A 19,696-nucleotide genomic window follows, 5' to 3' on the forward strand; every position below is an offset into this window, starting at 1 on the left:
CGGCCTGTTCATCATCGAGGCGGATACCCATGACGAGGCGTTGCGCATCGCCTCCATGCACCCGGCGGCCACGCTGGGCGAAGAAGGTGGATGGGTCGTCGAGCTTATCCCCGTGGATTTCTACTGGGCCCGATGAGGGCTTGGACGCGTGTCTCAAATATGCGTTGGCGCTCTGTTCTCTTCAAACACCTTCACGGCTTCGTGAGTCATCGCGGCGATGCTACTTCTGGGCCGAGCGGCGACGCCTGTGATCGACCCGTTTCGGACCGTCGAGACGGCTCGACATCTACGTCGGCTCTCGAGGTACAACTGTCGCTCGTCGACTCGCATAGGGAGACGGGTGTTCGGCCATTACGGTCATCCGCAACCGTCGTGTCCCGTGCGCACGAGCGGCCGCTTACAAGCGAAGCCTCGGACCGGAGGCCGTGTAATAGAACTGCAATCCATCCTGTCCGTCAGAACACCACGAAAGCTTTAGCAAACCCGGACGTCGCCATCAAAGTCATTTCAGTTCAACTGCGGTTTAGCAAAGCGAGTGTCGGGCAGATCCGGATTAACTGTCGCCTGCTCGATCACAATTCGTTCCGGCTGCCTCATGCCCTCACCCGCCGTCTCCATCACGAACGGGATCATCACACCGTTGACCTTGCGGTAGTCGCGCAGCGTCGTGACCATCGTCCGCGTGCGCGTACCGACCTGCCGGGTACCATCGACCTTGACATCAAGAAAATTCCCTGCGTCCACCCAAACGTGGCGGATGTCGCCGTTTTGCAGGGTGACCTTCAGCTTGTACGCACGGCGCCCATCTACGGGTTCGACGCCTTCCATCGCAATCTGGCTGCCTTTGGCGGCAGCGTCGATCAGCAGGCCATCGAGATCCTGCTGGTCGGCGGCGAGCTTCAATTCGGTGGGGTTGAACGGTTGCACGGTTGAATAGCCGAGATACGGACGCGAGTACCACCCTGCAGTGCCGTCGTACACCTGCACCGCGGTCTTTCCAGCAAAGTCGACTTCAAGGCGCACCTTGCGCGGCCGCTTCATCTCGATACGGTAGGGCAATGCAATCACGGTGCCCTCCATCGCGCCACCCTTGCTGGTCATGGCCTTTTCGAGCATGTGACGCTTGGGCGACGAACTTGGCGGGTTGTCGACTGTTCCTTGCGGCTCAGGGTGAGTACGTCCCACATCCATCTTGCCGGTGAAAGACACGGCATGCACCGCACGCCACGCTTCAAGACCGCCACGCGCGGCGACATTTTTCGCCACCACCTGTGCGGCGCTCATGGTGGCTGTCTCGGCCATGGTCGGCGCCGGGGCCAACAGGGCGAGCGCAATGCCGGCGACGAGCATGAGGCTCGCGCCACGAAATTTCAGGTCTGCGTGCTTCATCATTTGAACCCCATCTGCAAAGAGCCAGGTCAGACTATTCGACGATCAGATCGTCCGCGACGAACCGGCCAATCTCAATGTTTATTCGATTTCCACGCTTCACAATCTGATTAGCATTTCCAAAAATCATGTAGTACGTCCGACCTTGCTCCGGCGCCGCGGTCTGCCGCAACTCACCGATGTTTTCGAGCGCTGGAACAGCCAGCTTGGCACCGCTTGCTTCATCGATAAGATACGGCTTCGCATGACTGTCGAGCAGCGCCTTGGCTTTGTCCGGATCGGTCACGCGATACTTGAACTGCAGCATCCAGCCCGAGGACACCAGTTTCACGCCAACAATATCGACGCCCCAGTTGCTGTCGAAATAAGGCGCCCGGCGGACCCGCCACGCGTGCGCCGCATCGCGGGGATCCACTGCGCTGGTAGTGGCGGGGCTGACGCATGCGCCCTGCCCTGCCAGTACCAGCAAGACGCACACCCCGGTCAATGCGCGCAAGCCTGGACGCATTATGGGGCCCCCGGCAGAGTGATGGCCGGAATGGCTAACTGCGGCATCGTCGCCCCGGTTAGCGGCATCGTCGCCCCGGTTAGCGCCTTCACCTGCCTGGCGACGGCAGCGAGCATCGACTGCGGCGTCAACGCGAGCGCCCCTGGAACAGTCACTTGCGTGGCGCCGATGTCGACTCCTGACACGCGCCCCAGCGCCGGACGTGCCGCGCCGCCAAAGTCAAACCTTGTGGCAGCGACAAGACTCTGCGGGTCGGCGAGCACCCCGTTGTTGTACGCAGATCCCGTACCCGTCACGTGGTAGTCGCCATACGCGACATAGCCAGGTTGCAGCGGATCGGACAGCGACAGTGGACCGTATTTGAGGTCGACGAAGTTGCCCGCCTCATCCAGCGTCACGCCCGCAGCGAGACTGAACGGCGGCAGGAACGGCTGGCCGGGTTCGAACTTGAAGGCCGGGTTGGCGCGCGGGCCATTGCAATAAATCCTCGTGAGGCCCGGATCGTTGGTCGAGACGCCAGCACCCGTCGTGCTGTCGTACACGGAACCGCCGGGTGACACCACCGAATTGTTGATATCGGTCAGCCGGAAGCTGGACGCAGTGGCCGAACTGTCGCCAACCGTGCCGATATCCCAATAGGCGGGGGACCCGGTACAGGCGCCCGCAGCGGGAGACACCGGCAACACGGTGCAGCTCTGCCCCGCATCGGCAACGTTGTTGCTCGAGCAGACTTTGGCCGCGCCCGTGCTGGCGTCGACGAAGAACGACCGGTTATGCCAGATGATGTCGTTAAACAGTACCGGGTTCGAGTAGCTGTTATGCGCCTTGGTCGCCGTGACCGGTACGCCAGCCGACGCGGTTGCCGGCAAGGCTGCGAGCAACGCAGATGAAGTCAGCTCGGTACTGATGCCAGCCGGGCTCGGGTACGCCGTGGTCGGCCCACGCCCACCGGTGCCGAACAGCGATCCGGCAATCGCGGCGCTGTCGTTGCTGGCGATCGTATTCTCATGGATCGCCGCATTCAACACATCGACGAGAGAGATGCCGCCGCCGGACCAGCCCGCAACGTTGTTGGCAATAATGTTGTTGGTGACCGTGGCACGGTACCATTTCGCCGGATTCCGCGGGTTCGTCACAACGTCGTTGCCGTTCACCTGTTGCAGGCGGATACCACCGCCGTGCCCGCCCTGCGCAAAGTTTCCGACAATCAGGTTCGAGTCGATCGTGATGTTGCCCGTCCCGTTCGACAGCGTGGTGGCAGATGTCAGATCGCCTTCGATGTCGATACCGCCACCGTGCACGGCCGACGTCTGCTGCCAGCTCTGGTTGAACAGGATCTTGTTGTGCGCAATCGTCCCGTTCATGTTGACACCGATCGCGCCAATGCCCCCACCATTGCCGTTGCTGTAGTTGCCACAGATGAAGTTGTAGTTGACCGTGTAATTGTCGGTGCCCGTGCAGATCGACACTCCTGCGCCGGAGCCGGTTACGTTCACGCTGCCCGCACCGGGCGTCGCCTCAACCGTGCCGTTCCTCGTGATCGAGTTGTGATGGATGCGGACGTTGTTGTCGTATCCATAGCCGTCCGCCGGTGGTGTTTCCTCTTCAAACGGGCTACCGATCCGCACGCCGCCGTGCATCGCGCTGGCGTTGCTGAAAATTCGGTTGTTGGCAATCTCGAGTTTATGCGCCCAGCCGTTGACATAGATCCCGCCACCCGCATCGCTGCCAGTAATGCTCAACCCGTCGATGCGCGAAGGGGCACACAGGAAGTTCGAGTCGGACATCTTCCAGCCAGTCGGCGTCAAGGTGGTCGCGCTCGGGACGCCGTTGTTATACGACGTCACCTTGAAATAGCTGCTTGCCGCATTCATCGGAGAAGCTGGATTGGCACTGCAGTCGCTAGCCGTCAGCGGCGTCACACCATCGAGCCCGACGCCCTTGGCAAGCACCGTTATGCCCGCGCCCTCCTCCGTTGCGAGGATGGTCGGCTCGAGAAGAATGACACCTCCGGTAATCGGCGCTTGCGTCGGCAACGGATCAACCTGCGGATTGGTCACCAGTTCGCCCGCGCCGCCTGTGTCGGCGGTCCCTCCGCTGCTGCTCGGCGCAGTCGGGTTGAGGCCGAACAGCTGATTGATGCGCGGCCGCCAGTCGTCGAGTTTCTGCGTCGGATACTTGGCCGCGTTGATCGTGACCGAAGCCGCGCCGACACCCTGCAGCCTGACCGGCTTCCACATGATGACGAGTTCAGGATAGACGCCCGCATCGACGATGATCAGGTCGCCAGGCTTCGCGGCGTCGATCGCATCCTGGATAGGATGCGGGAACCCTGCGGCATGGCCGCTCCCCGTGGGAGCCACAACCGGGCTGACCACGACCGGCGCCGCGCCGCCGATGTCGACCGTCACGGCATCCACGCTATTCGTGCCGGTGGCATTCGTGATGGCGAGTTCACCCGTGGTCGTGCCGCTGGCAACGGTCCCGGTAATAAGACCGTCCGACCACGACACGTTAGTGAGCGGCACGCCGTTCACACTGACCGTGCCCGCCGTGGCGCCAAAGCCGTAGTGGCGCTTGATCGTGCGCTGGTTGAACGGCGCGGCGGTCGCGCTCGGACCCTGGTACACCGGGTTCGGCACATCGACATCGCCCAGCGCGGTGATACGCAAGGTATGTGTGCCATCGGCTGCCGCCACCCACGGACCCACTTTGTCGCCGTCCACCCGCTTGATCCCAGGTGTGCTATCGGGGTAATCGCAATCCGGCGGGCTGTAGCCGTCCGCGAACGCCGCGACGGGCAGAACCGGCGTATCGAGATACACCGTCGCGCCCGGCATGAACGGATTGGTATAGCAAAAGTTGCTGAACGACGGATTGAAGAGCGGGTCGGTAATCATCTGGCCGTAAGTCGCCGAGCCCGGACGCGTATCCAGCACCGGACCGGGATCGTTCATGCAGGTGACGAGCATGTTCGGCGAGTAACCCGCCGGATTCGGCACATTCACCTGCCAGGTGGACGGTGTCATGCCGTTGTAGGTGCCCCACTGGTCCGAGTAGGTGCGCGAGATTTCCACGCCGTTCATGTCGCGAATCGACACCGGTGCGTAAGACGCGGCAAACTTCTCGCCGAAGTCCGGCGATGCGGCGTTGATCTCGCTGGCGGCGTCGTCAAGGATGAGCCCCGTATAGTGCGACGCGACAGGCGTATTGCTGAACACGAAGAAGTTCGCGGGCGCCGACATCTGGTCGCTCAGCGTGACTTCCTTGCGGTCGCACAGCGCCTTGGTCGCGCCAGCAAACGGCGCTACCTGGCCCGAGTTCGGGAAGAGACTCATGAAATCGGGAACGGTATGCTTCGTGCCGACGCAAGCTGGAAACTGCTGCTTCGCGCCTTTGAACCCGAGGGTTGTCGTCGGGTTGTTGGGGTTGCCCGGGTTGTAATACGCGGCCACCTGCGCCTGGTCGGGGATGATGAAGACATTCGACAGCGAGGCGAACTGCTGTGCGGCCGGCGCCACCCATGCGTCGCCGATCAGGATGTTCTTGTCCTCCTCCTTGACGACCTCGTAACCCGGCGGCGCAATCATTTCCACGACGTACTTGCCCGGCGTGAGCGCGTGGCCGGCCGAATCGGTCGTAAACGTGTAGGCGCCGTCGTACACGGCAGGCTGCACCTGATTCCACAAGTGGAAGCCGTCGTAACACCTGAACTGGTTCGATGTCCCAAGCGTGTAGGACAGGAACGGATCAGCCGGATCCTGCCCCGGACAGATCATGTTCGGTGCGCCGCCTGCCGTCGTGCCGTTCGCAAAATCGTCCCAGCTCGTCGTCCTGGTCGAATTGACGAGCGTGAGACCCACAGTGCCGTCGGCATTCGGGGTTTCGCGGTACAGATTGATCTGCACCCGCGGCACGCCCGGCTCCCACATGAACTGAACCTCGAGGCTCGGGTCGTCGAAACCGCGGGTCGACGCATACACGACCATGCCTTGAATACCGCCGTTTTCGCCGACGGCGAATGGTCGCTTGCCCCAGTCGAGCATCTGGGTCTGATTGATGAAGCCTTGCAGCCCCTCATAGAGCACCTTGCCGGAATCGACACGGCTCGTTACGTTCGGCACGCCCGGCGGCACCGCGCCGTACGCCTTGCCCGAGACAGGATCGGTCCATGCATACGACGAGTTCAGAATTCCGCCCGTCTTCGAGCACGGCTGCGTACTGTTCTGGTTGCTGCTGCCAAGCGTTCCCTGTCCGGTCGCGGCGTTATACGTGACACAGTCGACAAGACCGCCGCCGTCGACCGTCACGTTGACGCCCGTGCTGGCAAAACGCGTCCTGTCGGATTCGACGACGTACCAGTTAAACAGTGGAAACAGTTCATTGAAGATCGCGTTGCCGTCGGAATTCGTCAGCAGCGTATTCGACACAGAGCCGTCACGGAAGCGGATTCGCACCGGCACCTGGGCAACGCCCGCTTCGCCGGGGTCCCGTACACCGTTGCCGTTCGAGTCGATGAACGTGCTGGCTTCGAGCCGCGTGAACCAGCTGAATACCGGAACATTGCCCATCGAGACCGGCCCTGTCGGAACGAGATTTCCGTTCGTGTCAGGGGTCGGCTTTGCCGTGACCTGCACCGACTTGGACGCAATGATCTGGTCGAGCCATTGATCCCAGACCACCAGCATATAGTTGCCGACCGGGATATTGTTCAGCTTGAAATTGCCGTTCGGGTCGCAGGCTGCAAAGCCGATATTCAAGCCAGTTTCGCCCTGCTGATTCAAGCCGACGAAACAGGTGGTCGATGCAAGCGGCGCACGCGAGGCGGAATCCCACAATGTTTCCATGACGGGGCGCGACATGTGGAGGCTCGTGATTCGGCCGGTCACTGACGTCGTCGCGAGCGGGATCGGCCCGGTAACGGGCGGCCCCTCCGTATCGCCGTTAGGATTCGTGGGCGGCACCCCACCCACCGGCACGTGTGTTGCGATCACGTTCTGCTGCGCAATGTGCGCGGGATTCACGAAGCCGATGAACGTGTGAAATCCTGGCGGCCCGAACTCCTGGAAGTAAGGCGGTTCGCCCGATTTCGTGAACGCGTCCTGTCCGGGCGTCCCTTCGAGCGTGGACACCTGATACCAGGTCTCCCCTGCACCTTCGCGCGCCGCACCCGGGTGCGCAATCACGTCGAACCGTCCCGGCATCAAATTCTTGACCAGCGCCTGGCCCTGCAGCGCGTAATCCGCGGACGGATTGGCCGGGTCCTTCGGATCACTCGGGCAGGTGATGACTACCCCGGTTAAATCCTTGCCTGCATAGCTAGGGTGAGTCGATGGCGTGGCTGACGCGGTCGGGCTGTAGACATTTGGACAGCCTGGCGTCCCTAGCAGCGCGTTCGTCAGCGGTTGATTGAGAGTATCGTACGTCACCTGGCCGATCGGGTCGCCGCTGCGGCCGGCCACGTCCCAGATCACGATCTCAAAGCCGCCGAGGCCATGTTCATTGGCGTCGGGATCGCCGTTGGTCGGATTGCTGTCTTCGAAGATAAAGATCGACAGCTGCGCCGGCTTGAGCGGATTGGGCTCAACCTTGATCGTTGCGGTCTGATACGCGCCGTTGACAGGTGGCGGGACCGATATGCCGCTCATGGTGTGCCCGCATTTTGCGTCGTTGGCAGTCGCCGAACTCGGCGTCAGGCAGTCGGGGTTGATGAGCGGATCATTGGCATAGCCGGCGATGAACGGATTCGCTGAATCGCCCGGCAGGATCGAAATGAAATACCACTTGGCAGGATCAAGCGCGACATCTCCCGGCATGGACCGTGGTTTCGCGTTCGCGACCGTGCCGCCATTCGATTGCGCGTCACCACAGCTCAGCGGTCCCGTGCAGCCGGCCGCCACGACAGGCATGTGGCTGCGGAAGAAACTGGTCGCGAGACTCGGCTGCGGTGTGCCGTTGACGACCGGCGGCGTCGTGCCGGGTGTCGGGTTATGCCAGGTCTGGTCCTCTTCGATGATCCAGCCGTAATCGTTCGGTAACGCCATCCCGTTCTGCGCATCCAGCAGATTCACCGGCAAGCCGCTGCCAGCGGGGAACACGACCGTGGCCGTCTGCGCCGCGCTCGACGTGCCCTGCGAATTGACGACGACAAACTGGAACGTGCAGGTCGCCGGCGCAGCCGAGCACGGCGTGGCAGTGAACGAGCCGTCGGAATTCACTGTGACCCACGCGGGCGCCGTGCCCGAGAGTCGCGCGGTAAGCGGGAAATTGCCGGGATCGGCAGCGCCTGCCAGCAGACCGGCGCCGCGCGGCACTTTGATGAGTGACGACACCCGACTCGGATAGGCGCTTGCCGCCGTGTTGTCGTATACGCGTGCGCTCGCGGTCGGCGCAGCGCCCGTCGCCTCGAACGCCAGCGTGACGAGCGCGCAAGCGGTCCCCGCATTGCCGCAGTAGGAGAACGTATCGCTGCTCGGGCTGGTGGTCGGCGCGCTCGTGATCGTATAGGTGAAGGTGCCGTTCGTGTTAAGCGTCACCGTGCCGTGGGCCAGCGTGATCGTGGTCGACGTAGCGCCAGCGGCCGCCGTCACGCCCTTGATGACGACGTTGGAAACGCCGATGTCGTTGCTCAACACGTTGTTGCTGAACGTCGTGGCGTTCGGGGCCAACGTGTAATTGTCCGGATTCGCCTGCGCCGCGACCGCCGGCTTCGCACTGCTGCCGATCGTCCGGTTCAGCGCCGCCGCAAATGTGCCGGGACCCGCCGTGACAGTCGTCGCGCTAGCAATGGCCAGGTATCCCTCGAACCCGCCCGCGGTCTCATTGGCAGTCGTCAGACCCAAGGCGCGGTCGAAGAATGCGAATACCGCGTCGACGTACGATGTTGCATTCTTTGCCGGATGAACCAGCGCATCGATGGTCTTACCCGCTGGCATGTTCACTTCGTTCTGCATCTTCGGCATGCCTGGCGCGACATTGCCGTCCTCTGCGATGAGCTGCAACGGCTGACCGACAACGGACGGCACATGAGTACGCAACCCAGCGTTGACCATCCGCACCAGCACATTCCCGCTTAGCGCGTTGTAGTCACTTCCCTTGAGGTCCGGCATCGCCACGGAGGTGCCACTGGGATTGGACTGGTCATAAGACTTGCCGTTGACGAGGAAGTAGGTCGGCGCATAGTTGACCGCAGCGGGGTAGCATGGAATTTGCGCTTGCGCGACTCCGTTGACGACCGGCGCGGCCTTCTGGGATTGCGCGCATTGCTGGTCGTTCCAGCGGATCGTCTCGCTCGTGCCCGCGACAGCCGCTGCGTCCACCGCCGCATTCTGGACGGCATCGATCTCCGATAAGAGCAGAACCGCGTCCATGTCATAAGGCACATCGGCGAGCGAAGCAAGCGCTGGCCCAGCGTTCCGGTAAGCGCCCGGAAACGCCTTGCCCTCGGCATGAGGGTCGTTCGACAGATGGATCTCAGCTTCCTGGGTGCCGGCGCCCTCGACTTCGTACAACGGCGCATAGGTGACGACCAGCACGCCGTACAGACCCATCGGAGCCTGCATCGACGGATGGCTGCCCGTCTCATAGAGGTACGTGCCCGGCTTGAGATACGTTGCTTTCGCACCCGCCGCTGCGATGTTGGTATCCCATGTGTAAGACACCGTTCCGCCCGGGGCTGCCTCCTGCGCAAACGCGCGGGCACGAGCGGCTTGCTGCGGCGGAACAAATCCTGCCGAGCCAGCGGGCACCGCCGCGTTCGCTGGCCACGTCGTCGTGGTCACCGCCGGATGGACAATCGGCGCTGCATCGCGTGTCGGCTTGCCGGCGCTGCCGCCAATCTGGCCGAGAATCACCAGTGACGTTGGGGTTCCGGCGGGCAGACTGTTCGTGAGATTGATACGCAGTTTGTTGCCGACCGGCACCACAATGGTCGGCCCCGGCGCCCAGACGTTATTCGGCACCGGCGTGGTCGATCCAGCGGACTTCCGCGAGCAGACATTGGCGTTGTCCAGCGTGCCGCCCCCGAGTGCCGCACCCTGCGTCGGGTCATTCGTACAGAAGCCCCACATGGGAACGATCGCTCCGTCCGGGAGCGTCGTCGACATACGCTGCGCAGTCAGATTGACCGTCGTGACCGTTTGCGCGGACGCGAGCGATGCCAGGAGCATCGTCACGGCGCACACACACGCTGACTTCGATGTCAGTCGATCGATCAGGGATCTCATGCTTACGACTCCTTTGGCGCACTCGTGTCACTGCGACTCGTCAATCTTCGCGGCCGGCGGATCGATGATCATCATCATCATCATGCCGCCCGGGAAGACGTCGTTGGTTGTAATCTCGCGCTCGTCGTGCGAGTGCCACATGAAGGCGTAACCAGCGCTGGGGTTCTGGCTTGCAAAACCCGGCGGAAGCGGAGTCGAGATGAACTGCGCACTTCCACTCGGAATGCTTTGCAGACCGAGATAAGGCGTCCCGCCATACCACAGACCGTTGGCAACGATATTCGGGTTAGGCGGCGTAACCGGGATCGGCTTGTTGTGATCCGCACACCATTCGCCGTAGTTCGGAGTGACGCCCGGGATCGCGGCCGGATTGCTCGTGTTGGTGTAGTAGCCGTTGAGGTCCGGATAGCACGGCGCCGGGTCGCCATTGCCGGCGGTGCTCGGTCCTGCTGGCGCACCGGCATACGTGTGCCCATAGACATCCCAGTTCAGCCCCTTGCCGGTCCATTGAAACAGCGCGTCGACGGTCTGCCCCGATACCGTCGGGAACGTAAAGATCAGAGGCCCTGCAAGGCTGAGCTGATCGACTGAGGACAGCAGAAGGTTGCCGTCACGGGCAAGCACACGCGCGTGATTGCCGTGGATGTGCAGTGGATGCTGTATGCGGCCTTGACCCACCGCACGGATCAGCATGGTTTCGCCGGGATGCAAGTGCGGATTGCCGTTGTACGGTTGATTCGGATAAGCGGACGAGTAGGGGCCATCCATGTCGTCCGGCATCGAGCGGCCGTTAATCAGAAAATAGTTCGGGTGGTACGGCTCGGTTTGCACGGCGATCGGCGCGCACGTCGCCGTTGGAGTGGCAGCGACTCGCGCATCGCAGTCCGTCACCTGCTGGAGCGCCGCGAGGTGAATGTTTGAGTCCATCTCCATGAGCTGGAACAGATATTCCCGGTCGTAACAGGTTTGCGGATGGTCGTAGGCCGCCGTGGAGAGCCGGTAGTCGGCCTGGGATCCAAGCGCGCCTGGCGTCTGACAGACCGCGGGAGGTGTCTTCGGCAAGACGATGACGACGCCGTAGAGCCCCATCTCGATCTGCAACTCAGGTTGCGTGCCGCTGTGGTAGACGTACGTGCCCGGCTTCGTCGCCGTGAACGAATACGTTACCGTGGTCCCACGTGTAGCCTCGCGCGCAAGAACACCTGCTACGCCGTTGGTCGTCGACACCTTGAAGCCTGGGAAGATGATCGACGTATTGCCGGCGGCCACCGGCAATTCATTCGTGAGGTTGACCGTCACCGTGTCGCCTTCAGTGACAATCAGCGTGGGACCGGGCAACTGCATGACCGCACACGTGCTGATGGCAGTCAGCGCCGCGGGCGCGTAACCTGCGGGCGCCGCGGCAGCGGTCAGCCCAACCGCGCTTCCGGCCTTGCCGCAGCCGAAGCCCCACGTATAGATCGATGCGCCATCCGGCTGCGAAGTCGACCCAGCGCTCGCGACCAGATTGAATGTCGGGTTTTTTGCGCCACCCGTGATTCCCGGCACAGCCGCGCGCGCCAGTCCGCAACACATGCTAGTGACGACAGCCAGAATCAGCAGCATCGACATCGACCGGACGACGACCCCACCGCAGGTCTTGAATGAGTACATGACGGGCCGCTCCTATAAGACCCGGATCTCAGTCATCATTCCGCCGAAATTCTCGGCGTCGTTCGACAGGTGATCGAGCTGTGTGGTGTAGAGGAAGTACGTACCCTGTGGAATGTTCGTCACGTCGAGGATCACGTCGGCGGATTCGCCGCCGCCTATGGTCAGCGAGTTCGTCGTGTAGTACATGTTTGCGCCGGCCATGTCGCGTAACAGGCGCGCATGAAAGCCGATGACGAGCATCGGCACGCCTTCGGTCGCAAGCGTGTGATATTCGGTGACGCTCAGGTTGGACACACGCAGCAACGCACGCGTCTGTCCCGCGGTCTTGTTGATTGTGATGAGGGTCGGCATCGGTTGCGACACACGCGATACGCCATCTGAATCGAGTGTCGTAATAGCCCCGCTTGCGGTCGGGTTCGTCGCAGTGGTTGGCAGTTGCGCATAGCCTGGCACGCCGATCGTATCCGGATAGCTGCGACCGCTCAGCAAGAAATACTTGTCCTTCATATCCGCAAACGGTTCGGGATTGAAGGTCATGCCAATGAAGTGGAAGTTCGGATCAAAGCCCATCATCTGGATCGGATACTCGACATCGTAGCGAGTCGAACCGTCGCCGTCGTTATAGGCGTACAGCGCGCCCGGAGCCTGCACTGCACCCGTATCCTTGCGCGGCAGCGGCGTTGAACACAGAACGTCTTTCCGGCAGTCTTCAGGCGGGAACGATGCATTAAGATAGTGCGCATTCGACGCAGTGCTGATCGGCTGCATCGGGTATTCATAGTCGTGTAACGCGGTATAGAGATTCGCGCCCGGCTTCAGGCGGTTCTGACGGGGACGCACGTAGAGTTGGCCTTCCATGCCCATTTGCAGATGCTCAGGCGGCGTGATATGGCAATGCCAGAAATAGGTTCCTGCGTCGGGTGCGGTGTAATAGTAGGTGAAGCTGCCCGCAATATTGATGGCCACCGATGCATCGGGTACGCCGTCAAAGAAAGACGACGCATTTGGATAGCCGTGGAAATGCACGGTGTGCTGCTCGAACAGGTCCGGACGCATGATCATGCCGACGTTCGATAGCGTGAGGTAAAACTCGTCGTCCTCGTCTAGCGCCATCGTAGGCGCGGGCGCCTGGCCCGCGAGCACGCCGTTGTTCATCATCAAGGCGGGCTCCTTAATGGCAGCGTTATTGGGCGCAATGCCGTCGCCCGGGAAAGTCGCGCCTACGAACGTGCTGTTGAATACCGACGCAGGCTGGGTGCCCGGCAGACCCATCGAAATATCCGAAAGGCCCGAGAGCGGGCCGAACGCAAACAGATAGATTTGCTGACCATCGGCCATCGTTGCGTAACCGTCGCCGCCCGAGATGTGCTGGCATTTGATCTGGGGATTCGCGTTCGCTGCGGTGGGTCGTGCCGGGTCGCCCTGCACCATCGAGTCGACTTTGCCGTCGAGCGATTTGTGCAGCGTGGTGCCGTTCGGACACTGCACGCGGAATGACTGCGCGAACGCCGGTATCGAGACGACGAGAAAGAAAAACGCGGGCAGCACGATACGAAACAAGCGAGTACCAAACATAGATCCCTCCGCGAACGGACGAACTGCCTGCGCAACATACGCTGGCATCCAGCACCGGTCCTTCAGATATCCACGCTTGGCCCGCCTGCTCGCGTGTGCACGAGCGGCGATATGTTCTGCTTACGTTCGACATGTCTACATCTGCGCACGACCTTCGAAAGTCGCCATGCGGTGGATGATGCTGTCTACGAGCTGTAATTTCTGAAATCAAACTGCCGGGCCAGTGTCTAGGAAATGAAAGCACGCGTCATTGGAGAGAGACCCGCAAACCACAGTAGGAGATGTCCGCCTCGGTGCCTGCGCGACCCGATTCGCAAAATGCGAAAAAACGGTCGATGCGTGGAATCGGGTGATTTCAAAATGGGGAAAACACCCAGATTGAAAATCACTCAATCTGGATCATCATTCTGGCCAGCCAGTACGCCGCAGCAGACCTGACAGCTCCTGCGCAGCGGGGTTATCGGCCAGTTCGAGGAACCCCGAAAAAGCGGGCCGATTTAGTCTTGCGCGGAGGCGCGTAAAAATGATCTGCTTAGTCTCCCGCTTCCTAGGCCTCTTAGGAACCCACTTAAGGGCGCCAATATGAGATTCCTGACTTCAGGCGTGCTCGCGTTCCTGCTGATAAGCCGCCTTGCATATGCAGCGGACGCATCGAGCGCTGAGGCGCTGTATCGCAACGGCATCCTGCCGTCGGGCGCCCCGCTTGTCGGACAGCGCCTCGCAGGCGCATCAGTCAAAGGCGCCGATGCAGCGTGCGTCAATTGCCATCGTCGCAGCGGTTTCGGCACCGCAGAAGGGCAAATCATCGTCCCGCCCATCACCGGACACTATCTGTTTCGCCCAGCAAGCAGTGCGAACGACGATATGGACTACCGGTACATGCCGGGATACGTCAATCTCAAACGCCAGCCGTACGTCGATCAGACGCTGGCGGAAGCCATCCGTCATGGGACGGGCCGGGACGGCCGCCCCCTCAACGAATTGATGCCGCGTTTCGATATCGACGACAACACGATGACCCAGTTGATCGACTATCTGCGCGGACTGTCGAGCACCCTTTCGCCCGGCGTCACCGAGGACACGCTTCACTTCGCTACAATTACCACTCCGGATTCGGACCGCACGAGCCGCGACGGAATGCTAGCGGTAATTCGACAGTTTTTTTCCGACCAGAACGAATTTCTGCGAGGCGGCGTCAAGCCGATGCAAAGCGACCGCAACGTGTTCTACCGGGTGAAGCGTCGCTGGCAACTGCACGTGTGGGAACTGAGTGGACCACCGGAGACATGGGAGCGTCAGCTCCATGAGCATCTCGCCACCGAGCCGGTGTTCGCCGTCATCTCAGGCATCGGCGGCAACACATGGGCGCCAGTGCATCGATTCTGCGAATCCGAGGCACTGCCCTGTCTGTTTCCGAATGTCGACGTCCCCGTTATCGCCGAGCACGACTTCTACAACGTCTACTTTTCCAAGGGTGTCCTGCTTGAGGCCGAGCTGATCTCGGCGCGTCTGGCGCTCCCGCAGAGCGCGGCACTGGCGCACGGGAAATCGGCCACCGACCGAAGGGTGATTCAAGTCTTTCAGCGAGGCGATGCTGGCGAAGAGGCGGCCGCGCATCTTGCGGCCCAACTTGCGGCAGCCGGTAAACCGCCGCCGCTCGACCGGCCACTCGACAGCGACGCCGCGCCAGGCGCGATCAACCGGGCATTGACTGGAATCAAAGAGGACGATGTGCTGATCCTGTGGCTGCGGCCGGGCGCACTTGCTGCATTACCCGCCTCTGCGCCCTTGGCTACCGTCTACGTGTCCGGATTGATGGGCGGCCTTGAGCATGCGCCGCTACCATCGGCCTGGCGCGAATCCACGTTAGTCACCTATCCGTTCGATCTTCCTGTGCTGAGACGGGTCGCAATGAATTTTCCGCTCGCCTGGTTCAATATACGGCACGTACCGATACTGGATGAACGCGTGGAAGCAAACACGTATCTGGCATGCCAGATACTGGCGGATACGTTGTCCGGCATGCTCGATCTGTTTCATCGCGACTATCTGGTCGAACAGCTCGAAAATATGCTGAGTCGACGGCTGGTGAACGGTTATTTCCCTCGCTTGAGCCTCGCGCCAACGCAGCGCTTCGCGTCAAAAGGTGGCTATTTCATCAAGCTTTCCGGGAGTACGTCCGATGCGGTTTCGCCGCAAGGCAGTTGGGTCGTTCCCTAGCACCATTGCGTCCGTGTGACGTGAAAATCGCATAGCGGACCGGTTCACCCCGGTGTGCCCAGACGTGTAGCCGATTGTCTCGACAACCGCTCTGAGCCGACCCGAGCGCCGTTCGCAACAGCCACATCCTGGCCTGGATGTTGTGGGAGCGGGCCTCGTTCGCGAAGGACTGGTGCTGAACGCATTGACGTCGATTGTCCCTTGTCCTGATCGTGACTGAAAACCTTAAGCGGACGCTCGCGCCGGCCGCAATCGATTGACCGCGAACGTCGGCTCAGGCCGATGAAGGAGCGTTCGTCTTTGACAATCGGATGGCCGCTTACGGGGGCGGAGCCGACGCCTGAACGTCCGACCGACGACGCATGTGAACGGCGGTTAGTGGCCGATACTGTTGAAAAAGTCGCTGCATGGTTTTTGCAATCGGCAAGCGAAAAAATCGACCTCTCAGATCGACCTACAAGCCGCTCGCGAGCGTCGGTCAAGGGTAAGAAGACCCCTGAAGTGCGACGCGTGTCGCCGTCCGCCGGACGTAAATCGGCAACGTAGTGGATGGCAAAGCTCTTCTCTGCCTTGTCACATTCAACAACCTGAACATCGGAGATTGAAGGCGTGACCTGCTGTACGACCAGCAGTTGCCTACCTGGACGTGCGCGACCGGTAACGGTCGGGTTCGAAGCTCCGGGGACAACGTACCCACCCTATGGGCGATTCACCCGGGCGACCGGGCAGGGATCGACACTGCCAGCAGCCGTGCGGTGTGGGGGCCAGGCAAGTTCCGCATGCACAACGTACGTGAACTGTCGATGGAATCCTCGTTATCTTCGAAGAGCCAAAGCTGCTGAGAGGCTCTGACCAAAATGGTAAATGGCCGGTTGCACCTTTTTCAAGTGGGTGCACGTCGTCACGAGGCCATCGGGGAATAGACAGGTGCTAAACGGACAGGCCCGGAAGTGCTCGGGTCGGCAGGGATGGGAACGCGGGAACCCCGATTTCTCGCCCTCGCTCTGGTTCAATGGAGCGGTGGCAGGTGGACCGTGAGGAACACTGTTGGGGAAGCGGGAGTGAGAACGCGCAAGAAGCGAAGGGTTGCCTGTAACGGGTGACATAGGGGTTCGAGATTTGCCCCGACCTGAAAGGGTGCTGACGTGCGCGTGGTGCGGCTGTCGTTGCCCCACGTCAGAGATTCACCAAAGGGAAGCTTGTGAGAGACCGGTCGGGCTACGGTTCCGCGCCCTTGTCCCGGCGACGGGATGAATCGACGATGTGACGTTTGCGAAGGTTGTGTGTGCACAAACCGCAACCGGCATCGACATGATGCTTAATGCCGTGCGCGAGCCGTATGCGGGGAAACTCGCACGTACGGTTCTTCGGGGGCCGCGTTTCCGGGAGGGGGCGCGGCTACCCTCTAACCTCGCGAGAGCGACGGTGAGCGACTTTTTCAACAGTATTGGTCGGTTCCTGCCTGTCACGGAGGCGGAGTTCGCCCCGACCTCCATCGCTTACTGTGCGAGAATCAATACTTGCTTTTATCGGACAGGACGGTGATCGCCATGAATCAGCCCGGTACCAACCTCACTGCCCCAACCCTTTCTGCCGATGCGACTGTGTGGTTTTCGGCGTATGGCTTCGGCTGGGGATACTGCGCCTTTGCGCTGCCTGCTGAAGCAGTTTGCGAAAAACTCGGCGCTGCGGACGAGACCCCAAAACAATTGATGCTCGCCTTCGAGCTTGGCAAGCGCCGAGTTCTGCAGGCGGTAGAGCAGAAAGCGTTGCCAAGCACTGGCGAACGGATAACGCTTTCGGCAGATGATCTCTAACGTAGGGCTGGCGCGCCGCTGATAGCGGTATCGCCGCACGGGCTGCGGCACGCGGCTATGCCTCGGCGCCCATCGAGTTCGAGCCAGTCTTTGCGCAACCGATGCTTGTCGCGACCGGCAGTACACGACCCAGGCTGTGTAAAAACGCGAACCGATGTGGCTCGATGACTTCGCACCGTCGATCACGGCCATTGGCGGCTGTTTTAGCCCGCTGTATGGTTGGAGGACCTTCAGGCCGGTCAGAATGCGAAGGTTCGTCGACGAGCCCAGAAGCTCTCCGGTTCGCCGTGGTGCAGCCGGTTTGATGTAAGGCCTCTCCTCAGGCCCTCATCTTTTGCATTAATGCCGCAGTGCCTAAGATCGCCATTACGCGCTTGAGGTTGTATGCGAGCACATGCAGGCTCATCTCTGTGCTGACATGCTCGCGTGTCTTCATCAGGAAGTGCGTCGCGCCCATCCAGAACTTGAGCGTACCGAACGGATGCTCCACGGTCTGACGGCGTATGCGCATCATTTCCGGCTTCTGGTGGAGTCGCTGCTGCATTGCTTCGACTACGCCCTCATGCTCCCAGCGCTTTATCCGGCGAGCCTGCTTCCCGGATATGCATTGCTTTCTGATTGCGCAGGTAGCACAAGCCGAACTCGAGTAGCAATGCAAAGTCATACCGTGTTCGATATTTGTGAACCGCCAGGTGAGTCGCTGTTGCGCTGGGCAGCGGTACTCATCATCTTCCGCAACGTAGACGAAGTCCTGCTTGCCGAAGTACCCATCTGCTTTGCTGCCCGACGTCAGTGGTTTAGGAACGAAGGCCGTAATGCCCGCCTCATCGCATTGCAGGATTTCCTCGCTCTTGAAGTAGCCCCGGTCGGCAACAACAGTCAGATTTTCCGATGCCGGTAGCCGCTCGCGCCTGCCCAGCCATCTTCGTCAGCTGGTTACAATCATTGCCAACATTGGTGACCTCGTGTGCCACGATCAGATGAGACGTGTCATCAACGGCCGTCTGAACGTTGTAGCCAACCATCCCTGTTCCCCAACCGCTGGTGGCCATGGAGCGCGCATCCGGATCAGTCACCGAGACCTGTCCATCGGGTGATTCGCGCAGCCGCTGCTCCATTGCCTTGAGGTCCTGCATCTGCTGCCTGAGCTTCGTGATCTTGTCGCTGATGCGGCTTGTCCTCGCCTCTGCCACATCGGATTGCGTCCGGTCCGCCGTCTCCATCGCCGCAAGGTAACGCGCGATACTCTCATCAATCTGCTGCATGCGTGCCCGGACCTTACCACTGGTGAAGTTGCGATCACGATTGTTGACCGCTTTGAACTTGCTGCCGTCGATGGCCACGATCGACTTTGAGAACAGGTCCAGGTTACGGCACAACACGATGAATTGCCGGCATACATTGCGGATCGCTTTGCCGTTGTCATGGCGAAAGTCGGCAATGGTCTTGAAATCGGGTGAAAGGCGGCCCGTGAGCCACATCAGCTCGATATTGCGTTGAGTCTCGCGCTCCAGGCGCCGACTCGACTGAATGCGATTGAGATAACCGTAGATGTATATCTTAAGCAGAACGGAGGGATGATAAGAGGGTCGCCCGGTTGCAGCTGGCGTAGTTCCATCAAAACCGAGATCATGCAGATCAAGTTCGTCGACGAAGACATCCACTACACGGACCGGGTTGTCGTCGGCGACATAGTCGTCGAGATACTCGGGTAGCAAGACGGCTTGCCTTCGGTCTTCACCTTCGACGAATCGCTTCATGTGCCCACCCAACCTGAATGCGTTGCTTCAGTTTAGGCGATCAGCACGTTTTCACACAGGCTGGACCCACTTCAGCCGCCTGTAGCCCAAGTCAAGTCGTTCCGGGCGTAAGTGTTTCTTAAGCTACTCCGCATATAGTGCAGGTCTCTCAGGTTCTAGCTCACTCGGACGCTAGATCCTTTCAAGCCGGCTTCGCGCCGGCTTTTTTTCGCGCCAGGTGTCCCGACAACGGGTCCTAGGTAACGGTGCATCAGGTTCTCCCTGATCTTAAGTTTTCCTTCGGTGCCCCTTGGTGCGATTTTTTTTACGCCCGTAAATGCTGCCGTGTGTCTACGAACAGCGCCGGCGGAAGTCGACCCACATCCAACTAGCCAGACGGAGCATTGTCGACGATCGGCACAACCTTGTCGAACGACCGATGCTGGCCGAGCCTGTGTGAAAACGCACTCATCGCCTAAACTGAATCAACTCATTGAGACCGGGTGACTCATGAAGCGATTCGTTGAAGGCGATGACCGCAAGCAGGTCGCACTACTTCCCGAATGCGTC

At 60.8% G+C, this 19,696-nt stretch carries 7 protein-coding genes and 2 pseudogenes; 3 read left to right on the forward strand and 6 right to left on the reverse strand.

What is annotated here, in order from left to right:
* Positions 1-136: pseudogene (locus FSO04_RS49100) on the forward strand (YciI family protein); the annotation flags it as partial.
* A 371-nt stretch (positions 137-507) separates the two neighbouring features.
* Here FSO04_RS49100 and FSO04_RS40975 read toward each other — a convergent pair.
* From FSO04_RS40975 to FSO04_RS40995, 5 genes are read right to left on the reverse strand one after another with little or no spacing between them, the layout of a single operon-like run.
* Positions 508-1,392 carry a LolA-like protein gene (locus FSO04_RS40975; protein WP_154567091.1) on the reverse strand — a complete coding sequence of 295 codons (885 nt, stop codon included), beginning with the start codon at positions 1,390-1,392 and terminating at the stop codon, positions 508-510.
* 31 nt (positions 1,393-1,423) lie between these two features.
* On the reverse strand, positions 1,424-1,885 hold the full coding sequence (locus tag FSO04_RS40980) for a hypothetical protein (protein WP_154567092.1): 462 nt from the start codon (positions 1,883-1,885) through the stop codon (positions 1,424-1,426).
* A gap of 11 nt (positions 1,886-1,896) precedes the next feature.
* Positions 1,897-10,122 carry an SdrD B-like domain-containing protein gene (locus FSO04_RS40985; RefSeq protein WP_154567093.1) on the reverse strand — a complete coding sequence of 2,742 codons (8,226 nt, stop codon included), beginning with the start codon at positions 10,120-10,122 and terminating at the stop codon, positions 1,897-1,899.
* A 27-nt stretch (positions 10,123-10,149) separates the two neighbouring features.
* Complete coding sequence (locus tag FSO04_RS40990) at positions 10,150-11,775, reverse strand: multicopper oxidase domain-containing protein (RefSeq protein ID WP_154567094.1); 1,626 nt, start codon at positions 11,773-11,775, stop codon at positions 10,150-10,152.
* A gap of 12 nt (positions 11,776-11,787) precedes the next feature.
* A complete protein-coding gene (locus FSO04_RS40995) occupies positions 11,788-13,350 on the reverse strand; it encodes a multicopper oxidase domain-containing protein (protein WP_154567095.1) in 1,563 nt (520 codons plus the stop codon).
* A 582-nt stretch (positions 13,351-13,932) separates the two neighbouring features.
* On the opposite strand from FSO04_RS40995, the gene FSO04_RS41000 reads away from it, so the two are divergent.
* Entirely contained in the window at positions 13,933-15,570 is a 1,638-nt protein-coding gene (locus tag FSO04_RS41000; RefSeq protein ID WP_154567096.1) for a cytochrome C, read from the forward strand.
* Between the two features lie 1,550 nt (positions 15,571-17,120).
* Positions 17,121-17,387, forward strand: coding sequence for a hypothetical protein (locus FSO04_RS41005; RefSeq protein WP_154567097.1), 267 nt, complete (start codon positions 17,121-17,123; stop codon positions 17,385-17,387).
* 319 nt (positions 17,388-17,706) lie between these two features.
* Here the strand turns inward: FSO04_RS41005 and FSO04_RS41010 are convergent.
* A pseudogene (locus FSO04_RS41010) lies at positions 17,707-19,147 on the reverse strand (IS1182 family transposase).
* Positions 19,148-19,696 lie beyond the last annotated feature (549 nt).

It is taken from the genome of Paraburkholderia madseniana (assembly GCF_009690905.1).
Lineage (GTDB): Bacteria > Pseudomonadota > Gammaproteobacteria > Burkholderiales > Burkholderiaceae > Paraburkholderia > Paraburkholderia madseniana.